The 14,920-nt window shown below is 64.8% G+C and carries 16 protein-coding genes; 7 read left to right on the top strand and 9 right to left on the bottom strand.

The window, feature by feature from the left end; translation table 11 throughout:
• Window position 1: 1 nt before the first annotated feature.
• On the bottom strand, window positions 2-1,819 hold the full coding sequence (gene typA, locus QGV55_RS01480; RefSeq protein WP_348637663.1) for a translational GTPase TypA: 1,818 nt from the start codon (window positions 1,817-1,819) through the stop codon (window positions 2-4).
• Between the two features lie 137 nt (window positions 1,820-1,956).
• Between typA and QGV55_RS01475 the strand changes: the two genes are divergently transcribed.
• The gene (locus QGV55_RS01475; protein WP_281018650.1) at window positions 1,957-2,340 is read left to right on the top strand and encodes a hypothetical protein; all 384 of its coding nucleotides are present in this window, start codon (window positions 1,957-1,959) and stop codon (window positions 2,338-2,340) included.
• A gap of 125 nt (window positions 2,341-2,465) precedes the next feature.
• On the opposite strand, the gene QGV55_RS01470 is transcribed toward QGV55_RS01475, so the two are convergent.
• The 5 genes from QGV55_RS01470 to QGV55_RS01450 form a co-directional block, all read right to left on the bottom strand.
• Complete coding sequence (locus QGV55_RS01470; protein WP_281018651.1) at window positions 2,466-3,005, bottom strand: ATP F0F1 synthase subunit B; 540 nt, start codon at window positions 3,003-3,005, stop codon at window positions 2,466-2,468.
• Window positions 3,005-3,490, bottom strand: coding sequence for a hypothetical protein (locus QGV55_RS01465; RefSeq protein ID WP_281018652.1), 486 nt, complete (start codon window positions 3,488-3,490; stop codon window positions 3,005-3,007). Before QGV55_RS01465 ends, QGV55_RS01470 begins: the two co-directional genes overlap by 1 nt.
• A 104-nt stretch (window positions 3,491-3,594) precedes the next feature.
• Window positions 3,595-3,822 (bottom strand): F0F1 ATP synthase subunit C, encoded by a 228-nt coding sequence (locus QGV55_RS01460; RefSeq protein WP_281018653.1) that lies wholly within the window; start codon window positions 3,820-3,822, stop codon window positions 3,595-3,597.
• Window positions 3,823-3,889: 67 nt separating this feature from the next.
• A complete protein-coding gene (locus QGV55_RS01455; RefSeq protein WP_281018654.1) occupies window positions 3,890-4,630 on the bottom strand; it encodes a F0F1 ATP synthase subunit A in 741 nt (246 codons plus the stop codon).
• Window position 4,631: 1 nt separating this feature from the next.
• Window positions 4,632-4,979: an AtpZ/AtpI family protein gene (locus tag QGV55_RS01450; protein WP_281018655.1), complete on the bottom strand. Its 348-nt coding sequence runs from the start codon at window positions 4,977-4,979 to the stop codon at window positions 4,632-4,634.
• A 348-nt stretch (window positions 4,980-5,327) separates the two neighbouring features.
• On the opposite strand from QGV55_RS01450, the gene QGV55_RS01445 reads away from it, so the two are divergent.
• Both QGV55_RS01445 and parE read left to right on the top strand, forming a co-directional pair.
• Window positions 5,328-5,912 carry an amino acid synthesis family protein gene (locus tag QGV55_RS01445; protein WP_281018656.1) on the top strand — a complete coding sequence of 195 codons (585 nt, stop codon included), beginning with the start codon at window positions 5,328-5,330 and terminating at the stop codon, window positions 5,910-5,912.
• 167 nt (window positions 5,913-6,079) lie between these two features.
• Window positions 6,080-8,047, top strand: a complete 1,968-nt coding sequence (gene parE, locus QGV55_RS01440; protein ID WP_281018657.1) for a DNA topoisomerase IV subunit B — start codon at window positions 6,080-6,082, stop codon at window positions 8,045-8,047.
• Window positions 8,048-8,423: 376 nt separating this feature from the next.
• Here the strand turns inward: parE and QGV55_RS01435 are convergent, their stop codons facing one another.
• From QGV55_RS01435 to hemH, 3 genes are all read right to left on the bottom strand, one after another.
• Window positions 8,424-8,870 (bottom strand): MaoC family dehydratase, encoded by a 447-nt coding sequence (locus QGV55_RS01435; RefSeq protein ID WP_281018658.1) that lies wholly within the window; start codon window positions 8,868-8,870, stop codon window positions 8,424-8,426.
• A 15-nt stretch (window positions 8,871-8,885) separates the two neighbouring features.
• Window positions 8,886-9,380, bottom strand: coding sequence for a MaoC family dehydratase (locus QGV55_RS01430; RefSeq protein WP_281018659.1), 495 nt, complete (start codon window positions 9,378-9,380; stop codon window positions 8,886-8,888).
• Between the two features lie 106 nt (window positions 9,381-9,486).
• Window positions 9,487-10,515 carry a ferrochelatase gene (hemH, locus tag QGV55_RS01425; RefSeq protein WP_281018660.1) on the bottom strand — a complete coding sequence of 343 codons (1,029 nt, stop codon included), beginning with the start codon at window positions 10,513-10,515 and terminating at the stop codon, window positions 9,487-9,489.
• A gap of 192 nt (window positions 10,516-10,707) precedes the next feature.
• Between hemH and QGV55_RS01420 the strand changes: the two genes are divergently transcribed.
• From QGV55_RS01420 to QGV55_RS01405, 4 genes are all read left to right on the top strand, one after another.
• Window positions 10,708-12,114, top strand: a complete 1,407-nt coding sequence (locus QGV55_RS01420) for a HAMP domain-containing sensor histidine kinase (RefSeq protein WP_281018661.1) — start codon at window positions 10,708-10,710, stop codon at window positions 12,112-12,114.
• A gap of 155 nt (window positions 12,115-12,269) precedes the next feature.
• Window positions 12,270-12,998, top strand: a complete 729-nt coding sequence (locus tag QGV55_RS01415; RefSeq protein ID WP_281018662.1) for a sulfite exporter TauE/SafE family protein — start codon at window positions 12,270-12,272, stop codon at window positions 12,996-12,998.
• Window positions 12,999-13,073: 75 nt separating this feature from the next.
• Window positions 13,074-13,349: a DUF2312 domain-containing protein gene (locus QGV55_RS01410; protein WP_348637641.1), complete on the top strand. Its 276-nt coding sequence runs from the start codon at window positions 13,074-13,076 to the stop codon at window positions 13,347-13,349.
• A 42-nt stretch (window positions 13,350-13,391) separates the two neighbouring features.
• Window positions 13,392-14,702: a 3-hydroxyacyl-CoA dehydrogenase family protein gene (locus QGV55_RS01405; protein ID WP_281018664.1), complete on the top strand. Its 1,311-nt coding sequence runs from the start codon at window positions 13,392-13,394 to the stop codon at window positions 14,700-14,702.
• Window positions 14,703-14,920: the final 218 nt, after the last annotated feature.

Genomic DNA, 14,920 nt, shown 5'->3' with positions numbered 1-14,920 from the left:
GTCAGCTTGCCTCCCGGCGCTCCGACTTCTTGCGCTCGTGGCGGTCCAGGTAGCGCTTGCGGATGCGCACGTGGTTCGGCGTCACCTCGACCAGCTCATCGTCATCGATGTAGGCGATGGCCTGTTCCAGGGTCATGCGGCGCGGCGTGGTCAGAACCACCGCATCGTCCTTGCCGGAGGCACGGACGTTGGACAGCTTCTTGCCCTTCAGCGGATTGACCTCCAGATCGTTGGGGCGCGCGTGCTCCCCGATGATCATGCCGTCATAGATGTCCTCACCCGAGCCGATGAACATGAAACCGCGCTCTTCCAGGTTCCACAGCGCATAGGCCACCGACTTGCCGGTTTCCAGGCTGATCAGCACACCGCTGCGGCGGCCCTGGATCGGGCCGCGCCACGGCTGGAACTCATGGAACACGCGGTTCATGATGCCGGTGCCGCGCGTATCGGTCAGGAACTCGCCGTGATAGCCGATCAGGCCGCGTGACGGGGCGTGGAAGGTGATGCGGGTCTTGCCGGTGCCGGAAGGCACCATGTCCGTCATCTCCGCCTTGCGGGCGGCCATCTTCTCGACGACCACGCCTGCATATTCCTCGTCCACATCGACGACCACTTCCTCGATGGGTTCCAGGCGCTCACCTGCCGGGCCGGTCTGGAACAGCACACGCGGGCGGGAGATCGAAAGCTCGAAGCCCTCGCGCCGCATGGTCTCGATCAGGACGCCGAGCTGCAGTTCGCCACGGCCCGCGACCTCGAACGCATCCTTGTCCGCCGTCTCCGTGATGCGGATGGCGACATTTCCTTCCGCTTCCTGCAACAGGCGCTGTCGGATCACGCGGCTCTGCACCTTGGAGCCATCGCGGCCCGCCAGCGGCGAATCATTGATGCCGAAGGTCACGGCCAGGGTCGGCGGATCGACCGGGCGGGCATCGATCGGCTCGGTCACCGAGATGTCGGCCAGCGTGTCGGAAACGCCTGCCTGGGTCACGCCGGCGATGGCAATGATGTCTCCCGCAACGGCTTCGTCGATGGGCTTGCGTTCCAGCCCCTCGAAGGCCAGCAGCTTGGTGACCCGCAGGGTCTCCACGGTCTTGCCGTCGCGGCTGAGCGCCTTGATGTTGGTATTGGTGCGGATGCGCCCGTCATGCACCAGCCCGGTCAGGGTCCGGCCCAGGAACGGGTCCGAATCCAGCAGGCTGGCCAGCATGCGGAACGGCTGGTCCGGATTGCCGGAAGGTGCCGGCACATGCGCGACGATCATGTCGAACAGCGGCGTCAGGTCTCCACCACGCTTCTCGGGATCGTCGGAGGCCCAGCCTTCACGGCCCGAGGCATAGAGCATCGGGAAATCGAGCTGCTCATCACTCGCGCCGAGCGCGTCGAACAGTTCGAAGACTTCCTCATGCACCTCGTCGGGGCGGCCATCGGGCCGGTCGATCTTGTTGACGACAACGATGGGGCGCAGGCCAAGGGCCAGGGCCTTGCCGGTGACGAACTTGGTCTGGGGCATCGGCCCCTCCGCCGCATCCACCAGCAGGATGACGCCGTCCACCATGTTCAGGATACGCTCCACCTCGCCGCCGAAGTCGGCATGGCCCGGCGTATCGACGATGTTGATACGGTGGTCGCCGAACTGGACGGAGGTGCACTTGGCCAGGATCGTGATCCCGCGCTCCCGCTCCAGATCGTTCGAATCCATGGCCCGTTCCGCCAGCTGCTGATGCGAACGTACGGTTCCGGACTGGCGGAACATCTGATCCACCAGAGTTGTCTTGCCATGGTCGACGTGGGCGATGATGGCAATGTTGCGGCGCGAAATGTCTGTCATGGCGCGGGGTATACAGTGTCCGTGTCTCGGCTACAACAAGAGCCTCGTCGTTTTTGTTGCGTTGCAACAAATTCGTCATACCCGCCACGGCTCTGGACGTGGGCCCCGGCATTGCGCATATCGGACATATGGACAGTCCCCGACGCAGTCTCCGGACGGATTTCCTGGCCCTGACAGGTGCCCTTGGCCTGTCCGCGCTGGCCGTCGCGTTCCTGTTCTGGCTCTTGGCAGCCCCGGATGACTACAGCGGTCGCATGATCGTGCGATTCGGGGACAGGCCCCCGACGCTGGAGGCCGTGCAGCGGATCATCGACAGCGGCGCGACACCGGTCCGCGCCATGCCGTTCCTCAGCGCCTGGGTCGTGCGGGCAGATACGGGCAGCGTCCCGGCCCTGAAGGCGCAGGGTGCCTGGCTGACCGTGCGTGATCTGGGGTTCGATGCGACCTTCGCCGGATGCCTCGGTGCCGCGACGGGCCCGGCCCGTCCGCCATTCGGTGTGTCTGGCAGATAGTTCGTTCCAACTGACTACGGGCCGCTCCAGGTCCGTCGGTTCCCACGCCGGCCATGGTCGCAAAAGCAAAACGCCGCCGGATCGGGACCCGACGGCGTTTCGGAAAAATCCTGCCTGCGGCTGGATCAGTGCAGATGCTTGCCCAGTTCGTCGATGGAACTGTCGATCAGCGCCGAACCGCTCGCACCCTGCATGTCTTCCTTCAGGATGTCGGTCGCTGCGGCAATGGCGATGTTCACCGCCTTCGCCCGCACCTCGTCCAGTGCCTGCTGCTCGGCCTGGGCGATCTTCTGCTCGGCCTGCTGGCGGCGACGCTCGATCGAGGCCTCCAGATCAGCGCGCGCCTTCTCGCCGACCCGCTCGGCTTCCTCGCGGGCGTGGGCAACGATCCGGTCCGCTTCCTTGAGGGCGTCCTCGGCCTTGCGCTGATATTCGGCGTAGAGGGACTGGGCCTCCTCGCGCAGACGCTTGGCCTCTTCAAGCTCGTTGCGGATACGGTCAGCACGGGTATCGAGCTGCGCCGTGATCTTGCCCGGAAGCTTGAGGTAGATGATGAGGGCGATGAACAGGATGAAGGCGAGAGCGACCCACACGGTCGGATCCTCGAAGAAACCTTCAGCGTGCTCCGCACCCTCGGTCGCAGCCATCGCGGCACTGATGAACATCAGCGACCCTCCCCGACCGTAGCAACTGCGGAGGCGACACGATCCTGATCGGACTTGCCGGTCAGACGCTCCAGCACGGCCGCAGTGGCCTGCCTGGCGACCTCATCCAGCGAGCCCAGAGCCGCTTCACGCTGTTCCGCGATCCGGCTCTCGGCCTCTGCCTGACGCTTCGACAGGTCGGCGTCGATCTCGTGACGACGTTTCTCCGTCTCCGCAGCCATCTCGGCCTTCATCTCGCCGATGATCCCGTGCGCGCTGGCGCGGGCCTCGGCAAGGCGGGATTCATACTCGGCCATGGCCTTGTCAGCGTCGGCCTTGAGTTCTTCCGCCTTGTCCAGATCACCGCGAATGCGTGCCTCGCGATCCTCCAGTATCCCGCCGATCCGCGGGATGACCACCCGGGACATGATGAGATACAGGACCACGAAGGTGATCGCGAGCCAGATAAGCTGCGAAGCAAAGGTTTCTGCTGCTAGCTGCGGCATGACCGATTACGCCTCGTTCATTGGTACACTTGTCCCCGGGCAGTCCAATGACTGCCCGGTATCCTGTCTTCGTTCCGAAAGGCTCCCCGACCGGGGAGCGCGGATCAGAATGCGAACAGGATCAGGAACGCGATAACCAGCGCGAACAGCGCAACGGCTTCCGTCAGGGCAAAGCCCAGCAGGACGTTGCCGAACACGCGGTTGGCTGCGCCGGGATTGCGCAGGGCGCCCGCGACGAAGTTGCCGAAGATGTTGCCGATACCGACGCCAACACCTGCGAGCGCGATGGTGGCCAGACCGGCACCGATCAGCTTTGCGGCTTCTGCTTCCATTGTACTAACCCTCTTCGTTCCAGATTGAGGTTGATGCGAATTGTTGTTTCAGTTCCCGACTGCCAGATCAATGCCCAGGATGCAGGGCGTCATGCAGATACAGGCAGCTCAGGATGGTAAAGACGTAGGCCTGCAGCATCGCGATACCGATCTCCAGACCGGTCAGCGCGACCAGGAAGGCCAGCGGGGCCCAGCCCGCGACGAAACCCAGCGAGATCACGAAACCGCCAAAGACCTTCAGCATCGTGTGGCCGGCCATCATGTTGGCGAACAGACGCAGGCTGAGGCTGATCGGGCGCACGAAGTAGGAGATGATCTCGATCGGCACCAGGATGAACAGCAGCGGGATCGGCACGCCGGACGGCACGAACAGGCGGATGAAACCCAGCCCGTTCTTGGCAAAACCGATGATGGTGACCCCGATGAAGACGACCAGCGCCATGCCGAAGGTGACGATGATGTGGCTCGTCGGCGTGAAGCTGTAGGGGATCATGCCCAGCAGGTTGCAGAACAGGATGAAGAAGAACAGCGTGAACAGGAACGGGAAGTACGGCTTGCCGCCGGAACCCGCATTGTCACGAATCATGTTGGCAATGAACTCGTAGGACAGTTCCGCCAGCGACTGCAGCCGCCCCGGCACCATGGCGCGCCCGCGCATGCCCATGGTGAGCAGCAACGTCGCCGCCGCGATGGCAATGACCATCCACAGGGCCGAATTGGTGAAAGAGATATCGACGCCGCCCGCGTTAAGCGGAATGAGCTGCTTGATCTCGAACTGCTCAAGAGGGCTGTGACCGCCTGCTGCCACTTTATCTGTCCTCTGTTCCTTCGGCCTCCGCGGAGATGTTCCGCGCGACCCGATACACATTTCTTATACCAACCGTGCCGCCAAGCAAGAGCCCGACGATCAGGAAGGCCGGTCGGGTTCCCGACCACTCGTCTATCCAGTAACCGACGAAACCGCAAAACAGAAAGGCGGCCACAAGTTCCGCCGAAATCCGCCAGGCCAGCCCGTCAGCCCTTGATCTCTCCCGACGTTCCAGCCGCGCCCGGTCCCGGCCATCCGGCCCGGACTGTCGCGCGGCCTTCAATCGGGCCTCCAGCGCATCCCTGCGATCCTTGTCGCCGGCGCGCCGCCCATCAGGGTTCTCGACCATGCCCCACACCTTCCGACACATTCACATCCGAAGGATAGCACCCCGATACATGGAGTGTCCCGCGATCCGGGAAGTCATGGCCCCCGCCTCAAACCCGGTCAGACCGGACCCTGTCAGGCACTTTCCACCAGACCCCTCATACTCAACGCACTGCGAACCGGCCCCGGTGGAAGGCGGGCGAAACCTAAGCTCCCGAGCCAGATACGGTCAACGCGAGCCTAACGGACCAAATGACGCACCGCCGCAGGCACCGCCGACAGACACCGACCGCGCCTTGCTTGACAAGGAATGCAACGCGTCTGACCCTTCCCCCGAGCCACAGTCACCGACTGTCAGGGGAGCATCACAATGGCCGCCGAAATCCGCAAGATCGCTGTCTTCATCGAGGAAATTCATCAGGAGATGGGGCAGACCATCAGCCCGCCGACACGCAAGGCAGCGGCAGTCGCGGTCATCGCGAACCCCCTCGCGGGCCGGTTCGAGGAGGACCTGGAGCCTCTGATGGCGATCGGTGAGGAACTGGGCGGCCTGCTGGGCGACCGCTGCGTCACGGCGCTCGGGATCACCCCGGCGCAGGCGGAAAGCTACGGCAAGGCGGCCCTGGTCGGCGTCGATGGCGAGCTGGAACATGCCGCGGCCATCCTGCACCCGCGCCTGGGCAAGCCCCTGCGCGCGGCGGTCGAGAAGGGTGCCGCCCTGGTGCCCTCCTCGAAGAAGCGCGGCGGTCCGGGCCAGGTTCTCGACGTGCCTCTGGGCCACAAGGGTGCTGCCTATGTCCGCAGCCATTTCGACGGCATGGAGGTGATGCTGTCCGATGCCCCGCGCGCCAACGAGATCCTGGTGGCGGTCGCGGTCACCGACAGCGGTCGTCCCCTGCCCCGTGTCGGCGGTCTGACGGCAGCGGAGGCGGAGGGCAAGGACGGCCTGCGCTGAACCGGCGCCTGTCTGATCGCTGAACAGGGGCCGCACCGGGGCGCTGCACCGATCCGGTGCGGCCATGGCTCAGAAAAGCCCTGAAGCCCATATCTCGTGGCTCGATTTTTTGTTCACGCCTGATATGGTGCCGCATCCTGTATCTGCGGTCCGAATCGATGAATGACATGACTGATCTCTTTGCCCCTGCGGCCAGTGCGCCAAGCGGCAATGACTATTCCGCCAAGGACATCCGCGTGCTGGAGGGGCTGGAGCCTGTCCGCCAGCGCCCCGGCATGTATATCGGCGGCACCGATGACCGTGCGCTGCATCATCTGGCCGCCGAAGTGCTGGACAATTCGATGGACGAGGCGGTGGCCGGTCACGCCACCCGGATCGAGGTCTCGCTGGACGCGGAGGGCTGTCTGACCGTTGACGACAACGGGCGCGGCATTCCCGTCGACCCACACCCGAAGTTTCCCGACAAGTCCGCCCTGGAAGTCATCCTGACGACGCTGCATTCCGGCGGAAAGTTCGAACAGGGCGCCTATCAGACCGCCGGCGGCCTGCACGGTGTCGGCGTCTCCGTCGTCAACGCCCTGTCCGATGACATGGTGGTGGAGGTGGCGCGGGACCGGCAGCTCTATCGCCAGTCGTTCTCCCGCGGGTTCCCGCAGGGGCCGCTGGAAACGCTCGGGCCGGTGCAGAACCGGCGCGGCACCCGCATCCGTTTCCACCCGGACCCGCAGATCTTCGGCGACAAGCTGGTGCTGAAGGCATCGCGGCTCTATCGCATGGCGCGCTCGAAGGCCTATCTGTTTCCGGGCGTCGAGATCCGCTGGCGCATCGATCCGGCGCTCGCCACCGATGACACCCCGGCGGAGGCGGTGCTGCACTTCCCCGGCGGGCTGGCCGATTTTCTGGTGGCCACGCTCGGCGAACAGACCCTTGTCGCGCCGGAGGCCTTTGCGGGACGTGTCGAGCTGCCCGACAATCGGGGCCGCGTCGAATGGGCCCTGCAATGGCTGGAGTACGGCGATGGCTGGACCAGTTCCTACTGCAACACCATTCCGACCCCCATGGGCGGCAGTCACGAGAACGGCTTCCGGTCCGCCATCTCGCGCGGGCTGAAGGCCTATGGCGAGTTGACCGGCAACAAGCGCGCGGCCCAGGTCACCGCCGACGATGCGCTGGCGGGGACCACGGCGCTGCTCTCGGTCTTCATCCCCGACCCCCAGTTCCAGGGCCAGACCAAGGAGAAGCTGGCGACGCCCGAGGCGGCGCGGCTGGTCGAGGCCACGGTGAAGGATCACTTCGACCATTTCCTTTCCGCCGCGCCAAAGGTGGCCGAGCGGCTGCTGGAGAACGCCATCGACCGGGCGGAGGAGCGGCTGCGGCGACGCAAGGAAAAGGAAGTCGGACGCAAGACCGCGACCCGGAAGCTGCGCCTGCCGGGCAAGCTGGCCGACTGCAGCGCCCGCGAACGGGAAGACACCGAACTGTTCATCGTCGAGGGCGATTCGGCGGGCGGCTCCGCCAAGTCCGCCCGCAAGCGCGAGACCCAGGCCGTGCTGCCGCTGCGGGGCAAGATCCTGAACGTGATGAGTGCCGGCGCCGACAAGCTGGCGCAGAACCAGGAACTCGCCGATCTCAGTCTGGCGCTGGGCTGCGGCACCGGCAGCCGCTTCAACGAGGATGACCTGCGCTACGGCAAGGTCATCATCATGACGGACGCGGACGTGGACGGGGCGCATATCGCCGCGCTGCTGATGACCTTCTTCTTCCAGGAAATGCCGGGGCTGGTCGATCTCGGGCGGCTCTACCTCGCCTGCCCGCCGCTCTACCGTCTCAGCCAGGGGGGCAAGACAGTCTATGCCATCGACGACGCCCACCGCGAGCAGCTGATGGCCGATGAGTTCAGTGGCCGCGGCAAGGTGGAGGTCAGCCGCTTCAAGGGTCTGGGCGAGATGCCACCACAGCAGTTGCGCGACACCACCATGAACCCGGCGAAGCGCAAGCTGCTGCGCGTCGACATCCCGGCGGAAGCCCGCGCAGACACCATCAACCTCGTCGAACGGCTGATGGGCCGCAAGCCGGAGAAACGCATGGAGTTCATCCAGCAGAACGCCCGCTTCGTGCAGGACGTGGACATCTGAGGGGCACGCGGACACTCGCCCGATCACGACTCTCGCGTACCTGATCCGAGAGGCCGGTCTTCCACGCCGGTGCGGCACCATGGGTACCCGGGTCAAGCCCGGGTACTGCGTCGGTGGGGAGTGAAACGCCTGACCCGCCAAGGCGTCGGTGGGGTGGTCGCACGGACTCTCCGACGCCCGCCTCACCACGTCGCTCGCGGACTTGATCCGCGAGCCCAGTCTCCCACGCCAGCGCGGCACCATGGGTGCCCGGATCAAGTCCGGGCACGGCGTCCGTGGGGTGGCGGCGCAGATGCCCCGCCCCACGGCACGACGCTCGCGGGACTGCCGCTTGCCGAACACCCCACGCGCACGCGGCGGCGGCGCGGGGGCTGTCTCAGTTCAGGATCTCGGCCAGGGCATCGCCGGTGGAGACGGTCTCGCCGCGCTGGTTGGTGACGGTCAGGCCGCAGACCAGCCACTTGCCCTTGCGGGTCTCGCGCTTGTCCTGCACCTCCACCCGCACCTGTATCGTGTCGCCGGGATAGACCGGGCTGCGGAACCGGGTCTCCAGCCGACGGTGGTTGCCATTGTCGGGCCAGAGCCAGTCGGTCATCGTCCGGACCATGAAGGAATAGGTCATCAGGCCGTGGCCGATCACGGTGTCGAACTTCTTGCCGTTGGCGAAGGTCGTCTCCGCGATGAAGTCATCGTCCCAGTGCAGCGGGTTGTTGTCGAAGGAGGCCATGGCGAACTCCTTGATCATCTCCCGCGTCACGTCGACCTTCACGCCGTCGAAACTGTGCCCGACCGCAATGTCCGCATACGAGAATTCTGCTGTCATGATGCTCTCCCCCCCTCAATACGGACGCATGGTCCAGCCGCGACCGGAGCAGACGACCGTGTCGTGCTGGTTGCGGAAGACATTGTCGTGGATGGCAAAGGTGTTGCCCTTGCGGATCACCTTGTCGAGGCAGCGCGCCGTCAGGGTGATCGTGTCGCCGGGCCTGACCGGGTGCTGGATCCACCAGTTCTGGCCCATGTTGACCGTGCCCGGCGTGCGCATGAAATGGTCATGCGTGGTACAGGCGAAGAGGAACAGCGCGTGGATGCTGGGCGGCGAGATCAGGCCGCCGAACCGCGTCGTCTTCGCATATTCCTCGTCGAAGTAGAGGGGGTTCATGTCCCCGATGGAGCGGGCATAGCGCTGGATGATGTCCGCCGTGATGGTGACGGGTCTCGATTCCACCACCTCCCCCGGTTCCAGATCATCCCAGCCCGCGCGCTTCTCCGCGTCTTTCCAGAAATCGTAGTCGAAATCCTCGGCGCTGAACGCTGACGATGTTTCGCTCATCCTGCCCTCCCCTGTTGCCCGGACGGGGCAACTCTAGCGCCAAGCAGGGAGACGGCACACCACCATCCACGCATTTCGGCCATCCCGTCATCCCGACGGCCCAGGGTCAGAGCCAGCCGGAAAGCTCCCGGCGCGTGATGGCTTCCAGCATGTCGACATGATCAGCGCTGTCATTCAGGCAGGGCAGCATCCGGAATTGCTTGCCGCCCGCCGCCTCGAAGGTCGCACGACCCTCGATCGCGATCTCCTCCAGCGTTTCGACGCAGTCCGCCGCGAAACCGGGTGTGAGCACTGCAACGTCCGTGTGTCCGGCTGCCGCCAGTTCCTGCAGCGTCACGTCCGTATAGGGCTCCAGCCAGGCCTTCGGACCGAAGCGGCTCTGGAAGCTCAGGCGCAGGTGTTCCGGGCTCATGCCCAGCCGCTCCCGCAGCAGCCGCGCTGTCTTGTGGCAATGACAGTGATAGGGATCGCCCTTCTCGAAATAGGCCTGCGGCAGACCGTGGAAGGACGCGAGCAGCACGGTGTCGCCGTCCTTCCCGAGACCCGCCGCGTCCACGGACGCGGCCAGCGCGTCGATATAGGCAGGATCATCGTGATAGGGGGGCACGAAGCGGATGGTCGGCTGCCAGCGCATCCCGCGCAGCGTGTCCGCCACCTTGTCCACGACGGTCGCCGTCGTCGTGGCGCTGTACTGGGGGTAGAGGGGAAATACCAGGATGCGCTCGGCCCCGGCATCCTTCAGCGCTGTCAGCCGATCGGGTATCGACGGCTGCCCATAGCGCATGGCCCAGTCGACGATGACGGCACTGTCATCCGCGAACCGCGCCGCCAGTGCCTCCGACTGTTGCCGCGTGTAATAGCGCAGAGGCGATTCATTGCTCTCCGTCCGCCAGATCTTGGCATAGGCCTTCGCGGTCTTCGGTGACCGGAAGGTGACGATGAAGAGGTTCAGGATGAACCACCAGATGACCTTCGGGACCTCGATCACCCGCCGGTCACTCAGGAACTCCCGCAGATAGCGCCGGATCGACGGTACATCGGTGCCATCCGGTGTGCCCAGATTGACCAGAAGCACGCCGACGCGACCGGTGCTGACAGCCGGATGGCCGGTGGGCAGGTTGTTGTTATCGCTCACTGTTCGTCCCCTGATGATCGCGCGGGCGCAGATGCCGCAGGCCCGGATTTAGCAGATTGTTAACCGCTGCGGTGCTTTTCTGACAGCCGTTCGAGATTCGATGTGCCCCGGTCAGAATGCCGGATGCGGCAGGGGCGGTGTAGTGGCCGCTCCGACCAGCCCGGTACATACGCAAGGGGAAAGAGCCTGGATTTGCGCAAGCTGCTGCACGGTCTGATGAATGGCGGTCCGGAAATGACTCCGGAAATGGCCCGGGAGTTCAATGTCGTGAGCGTCCTGCGCCTGAACCGCAACCAGATCTTCGGCGGCATTGCCTCCAGCATCAATCCGATCGCGCTCTCCGTTGGTCTCTGGCAGGACAATCTGGCCCTGATCCTTGGGCCCTGGTGCCTCATCGGCCAGTTCTTCGCGATGGCCCAGATCTTTGGCTGGTGGAAGAACCGCCGCAAGCCGAGGCCGACATCGGTCTCTGAGCGCAGTTTCCGGAAGGCCAACGTCATGGCCGCCGCCGCGGGCCTCTACTGGGCAGCCATTGTCGTGCTCTGTGTTCCCGTCGTGACACCACCCGAGGCCCTGATCGTGGTGCTCACCGCCTTCGGCACGTCGATGGTGGCTGCTGCATTGTTGAGCCCCGCACCGCTCGCGGCCTTCATCTTCTTCTTCGTCACGGTGATCTCCGGCCTGGTCAGCCTGACCATTCAGTACCCGTCAATCACTGTGCCGCTCTGGCTGCTTGGCTGCACCTATGTCATCTTCGTGCTGATGATGATCGTGATCGCTCATCGCGACTTCAAGGCGCTTGTCGCCAGACAGGTGGAGAACAGCCAGCTCGCGCTGGAAGCCCGCAATGCCAGCGAGGCGAAATCCCGCTTCATCGCCAACATGCGCCACGAATTGCGGACCCCGCTCAACGCCATCATCGGCTTCTCGGACATGATGCAGGCGGAGACCTTCGGCCCGGTCGGCCATCGCAAGTACCGGGAATATGTCGGCGCCATCAGCGACAGCGGCAACCATCTGATGGACATCATCAACGACGTGCTCGACATCTCGCGCATCGACGCGGGGTCAGAGGACATTCGCGAGAGCGACGTCCGGCTTGGTGCATTGCTGGCCCGTTGCCGCTTGCTGTTCACGGAGCGCGCGGCACGCAGTGGTGTCGACTTCGAGGCCGATTCGGCGTTCGAAAGCCTGGTGCTGCATGTCGACGAGAGACTGATCGTCCAGATTCTCATCAACCTGGTCTCGAACGCCATCCGGCACACGCAGCAAGGGGGACAGGTTACCCTGAACGTGTCCCTTCGCCCGCAGTACGGTGTGCTGTTCGTGATCGCGGACAATGGACGAGGCATGACACCGGAGGAGCTCTCCCGCGCGCAGGAGCCCTTCGGTTCCAGTGGCAATTCCTGGGTCAGTCGCGGAGATGGTGCCGGACTGGGCCTGCCGATCTCCCACCGGTTTGCCGCGCTGCATGGCGGGCATCTGAACGTCGAGAGCACCTTCGGCAAGGGAACCCGCTGTACCCTGCGCATCCCGGCCAGCAGGATCCGCAGCACGGTTGCCGACAGCAGCCTCGACACCATGATGTCCGCTGGCTGACTCTCCGCGACCGGGAAAGGCCATATCCTGCGCGGCTGCCCGAGCGGACAGTGCATACCTGCAACCGTCACAGCGATGGCCGGATGAGGTAGCGACCGGACGCGGTTCCGTCTACGGATGGGCACACCTGACCCACGCCGCGCGGAGCCCCTTACGTGATCGAACCGGATTTCTCTCTCGCCATCGCGCTGGGCCTCTCGCTCGCGGCCGGACTGATGCGCGGCTTTGCCGGTTTCGGCTCCGGCATGATGCTCTCCCCCATCCTGGCCATCCTCTATGGTCCGGCGGAGGCCGTTCTGATGATCGCGGTCATGGAGATCGTGGTCAGCGTGCAGCTGGTGCCGAAAGCCCTGCCCGACGCGCAGTGGCCGTTTCTCGGGCCGCTGATCCTTGCCGCCATCATCGGCATGCCCCTCGGTGCCTGGCTGCTCGCCACCACGGAGCCGGAACTCATCGCCCGTTTCATTGCCGGAATTGTCATGGTCTTCGTGATCGTGCTCGCCGTGGGCTGGCGATATCAGGGGCCGAAGCGGCTGTTGCCGACCCTGGGTGTCGGGGGCGTTTCCGGTGCGCTGCTGACCGCCACCAGCGTCGGTGGCCCGCCGGTACTGCTCTATATCCTGTCCGGTCAGGACAGCGCCCGGACCAATCGCGCCAACATCATTCTCTACTTCGCGATTGCGGAGATCATCACACCGATCTTCCTCTATCTGCAGGACCTCTTCGCCCTGGAGGTCGTGATCCGCGCCCTGGCGCTCTGCCCCGCCTACATGGTCGGCGCCTGGGTCGGCAGCCGCCTGTTCCGGGAATCGTCGGAACAGATCTACCGGCGCGTGGCGCTGATCTTCCTGAGCATGATCGCGCTCTACGGTATCCTGCACTGACAGAATTCCGCCCGGTGTCGCAAAGCGTGTTGAGCGCCCCCGGCACGCGGTCTATGGTCCGCGCCGCATCAATGCATGGTTCAGGGAGAGACGGACATGACCGAAGCGGTCGCGGCAGATCACTTGCGGCAACTGATCGAACGCGTGGAGCGCCTGGAAGAGGAGAAGGCCGCCATGGCCGCCGATATCCGGGAGGTCTATGCGGAGGCCAAGTCGAACGGTTTCGAGCCAAAGATCATGCGTCAGGTCATCAAGCTGCGGAAGATGGACCGCGACGACCGGCAGGAGCAGGAAGCCGTGCTGTCGCTTTATCTGGAAGCACTGGGTGAGGCCACGCCCGGCTCGGCCTGAGCCGGGCGCAACGGCAGGCAGCTATTGGAGCAGGGGGCAGTCATGACTCGCGAGATCAATTCCGTGGCGGTACTGGGCGGCGGCACGATGGGTGCCGGGATCGCCGGAATCTGTGCCCAGATGGGCTGCAAGGTGCTGCTGCTCGACATCGACATGCCGACGGCGGAGGCTTCGCTGGACCGCATCGTCAACGGGCGCCCGCCCGCGCTGGACGATGCCGACAAGGCCAGCCTGATCACCCTCGGCACGCTGGCCGACGACCTGGAGAAGATCGCGGACTACGACTGGATCTGCGAGGCCATCGTCGAGGATGTGGACACCAAGCGTGCCCTGTTCGAACGGCTGGAGCCGCTGCGTCGGCCCGGCTCCGTCGTCTCCACCAATACCTCCGGCATTCCGCTGCGCGAGATCTGCGAGGGGCTGCCGCTCAGTCTGCGGCGCGACATCGGCGTCACCCATTTCTTCAATCCCGTGAAGGTCATGCGGCTGATGGAGCTGGTGCCGGGCACCGACACCACACCTGATGTCATCGACGCCTTTGCGAACTTCCTGGGTGACCGGATGGGCAAGGGCGTGGTTCACGCCAAGGACACGGTCAATTTCATCGGCAACCGTATCGGCTGTTTCCTGATGCTGTCCGGCCTGCATGTCGCGGGGAAGGCACGTGCGGACGGGCTCAGCCAGGAAACCATCGACGCTCTCATGTCAAAGCCCGTCGGCCTGCCGCCGACCGGCCTCTACGGCCTGATCGATCTCATCGGCCTGGACGTGATGTATCTGGTGGGCGTGAATCTGGCCGCCAACCTGCCTGCGGGCGACACCGGACATGCCTTCACCGCTTTCCCGCCGATGGAACTGCAGATGTGGGAGCGCAAGCAGCTCGGTCGCAAGACCGGCGGTGGCTTCTATCGCATGGTGAAGGATGCCGACGGCAATCGTGCCAGGGAGGTCTTCGATCTGGACAGCGGTGCCTGGCGCCCGGAAGTACCTGTCACCCTGGCCGACAGCCAGATGAGCGCCGGGTCGCTGATGTTCGAGGATTCCGTGGAAGGCCGCTTCGTCTGGGACCTGATGGGGGGCACACTTTGCTACGCCGCCGATCTGGTGCCGCAGATTTCCGACGATGTGGTCAATATCGACCGCGCCATGCGTTGGGGATTCGCCTGGCAGAAGGGTCCGTTCGAACTTCTCGACGAACTGGGTCCGGCAAGGGTGATCGCGCGGCTGAAGGCGGAGGGCAAACCCGTACCGGCGATGCTGCAGGTTCTGGAAAAGGCCGGTGCCGACAGCTTCTACCGTGCGGAGGGGTCGGAACACCTGGGCCGCGACGGCGCCTGGCACAAGGTCGTCTGAGGCCGCTGCCGGTCAGGCGGGGTCGATCGGACCCGAAGTCCCGGAAAAGATAGCCGTCGGGCGCCGGCGCTCAGGGTTCGCCTCACAACGGCACCTTTCCGTCCGTCTCACGCAGCAGTTCCCGGGTAATTGTGGCGCGGATGCGATCCCCGCCCGTTCCGGTCACGAAGCAGGCCGGTGGCATGTGACCACCGGCCTGTCTCAAGCCAGTTCAGGCA

Origin of the sequence: Minwuia sp. IMCC3009 (assembly GCF_029909415.1) — a bacterium.
Lineage (GTDB): Bacteria > Pseudomonadota > Alphaproteobacteria > Minwuiales > Minwuiaceae > Minwuia.
The sequence above is the reverse complement of the archived record's forward strand: the minus strand, read 5'-3'. Positions and strand labels throughout refer to the sequence as shown.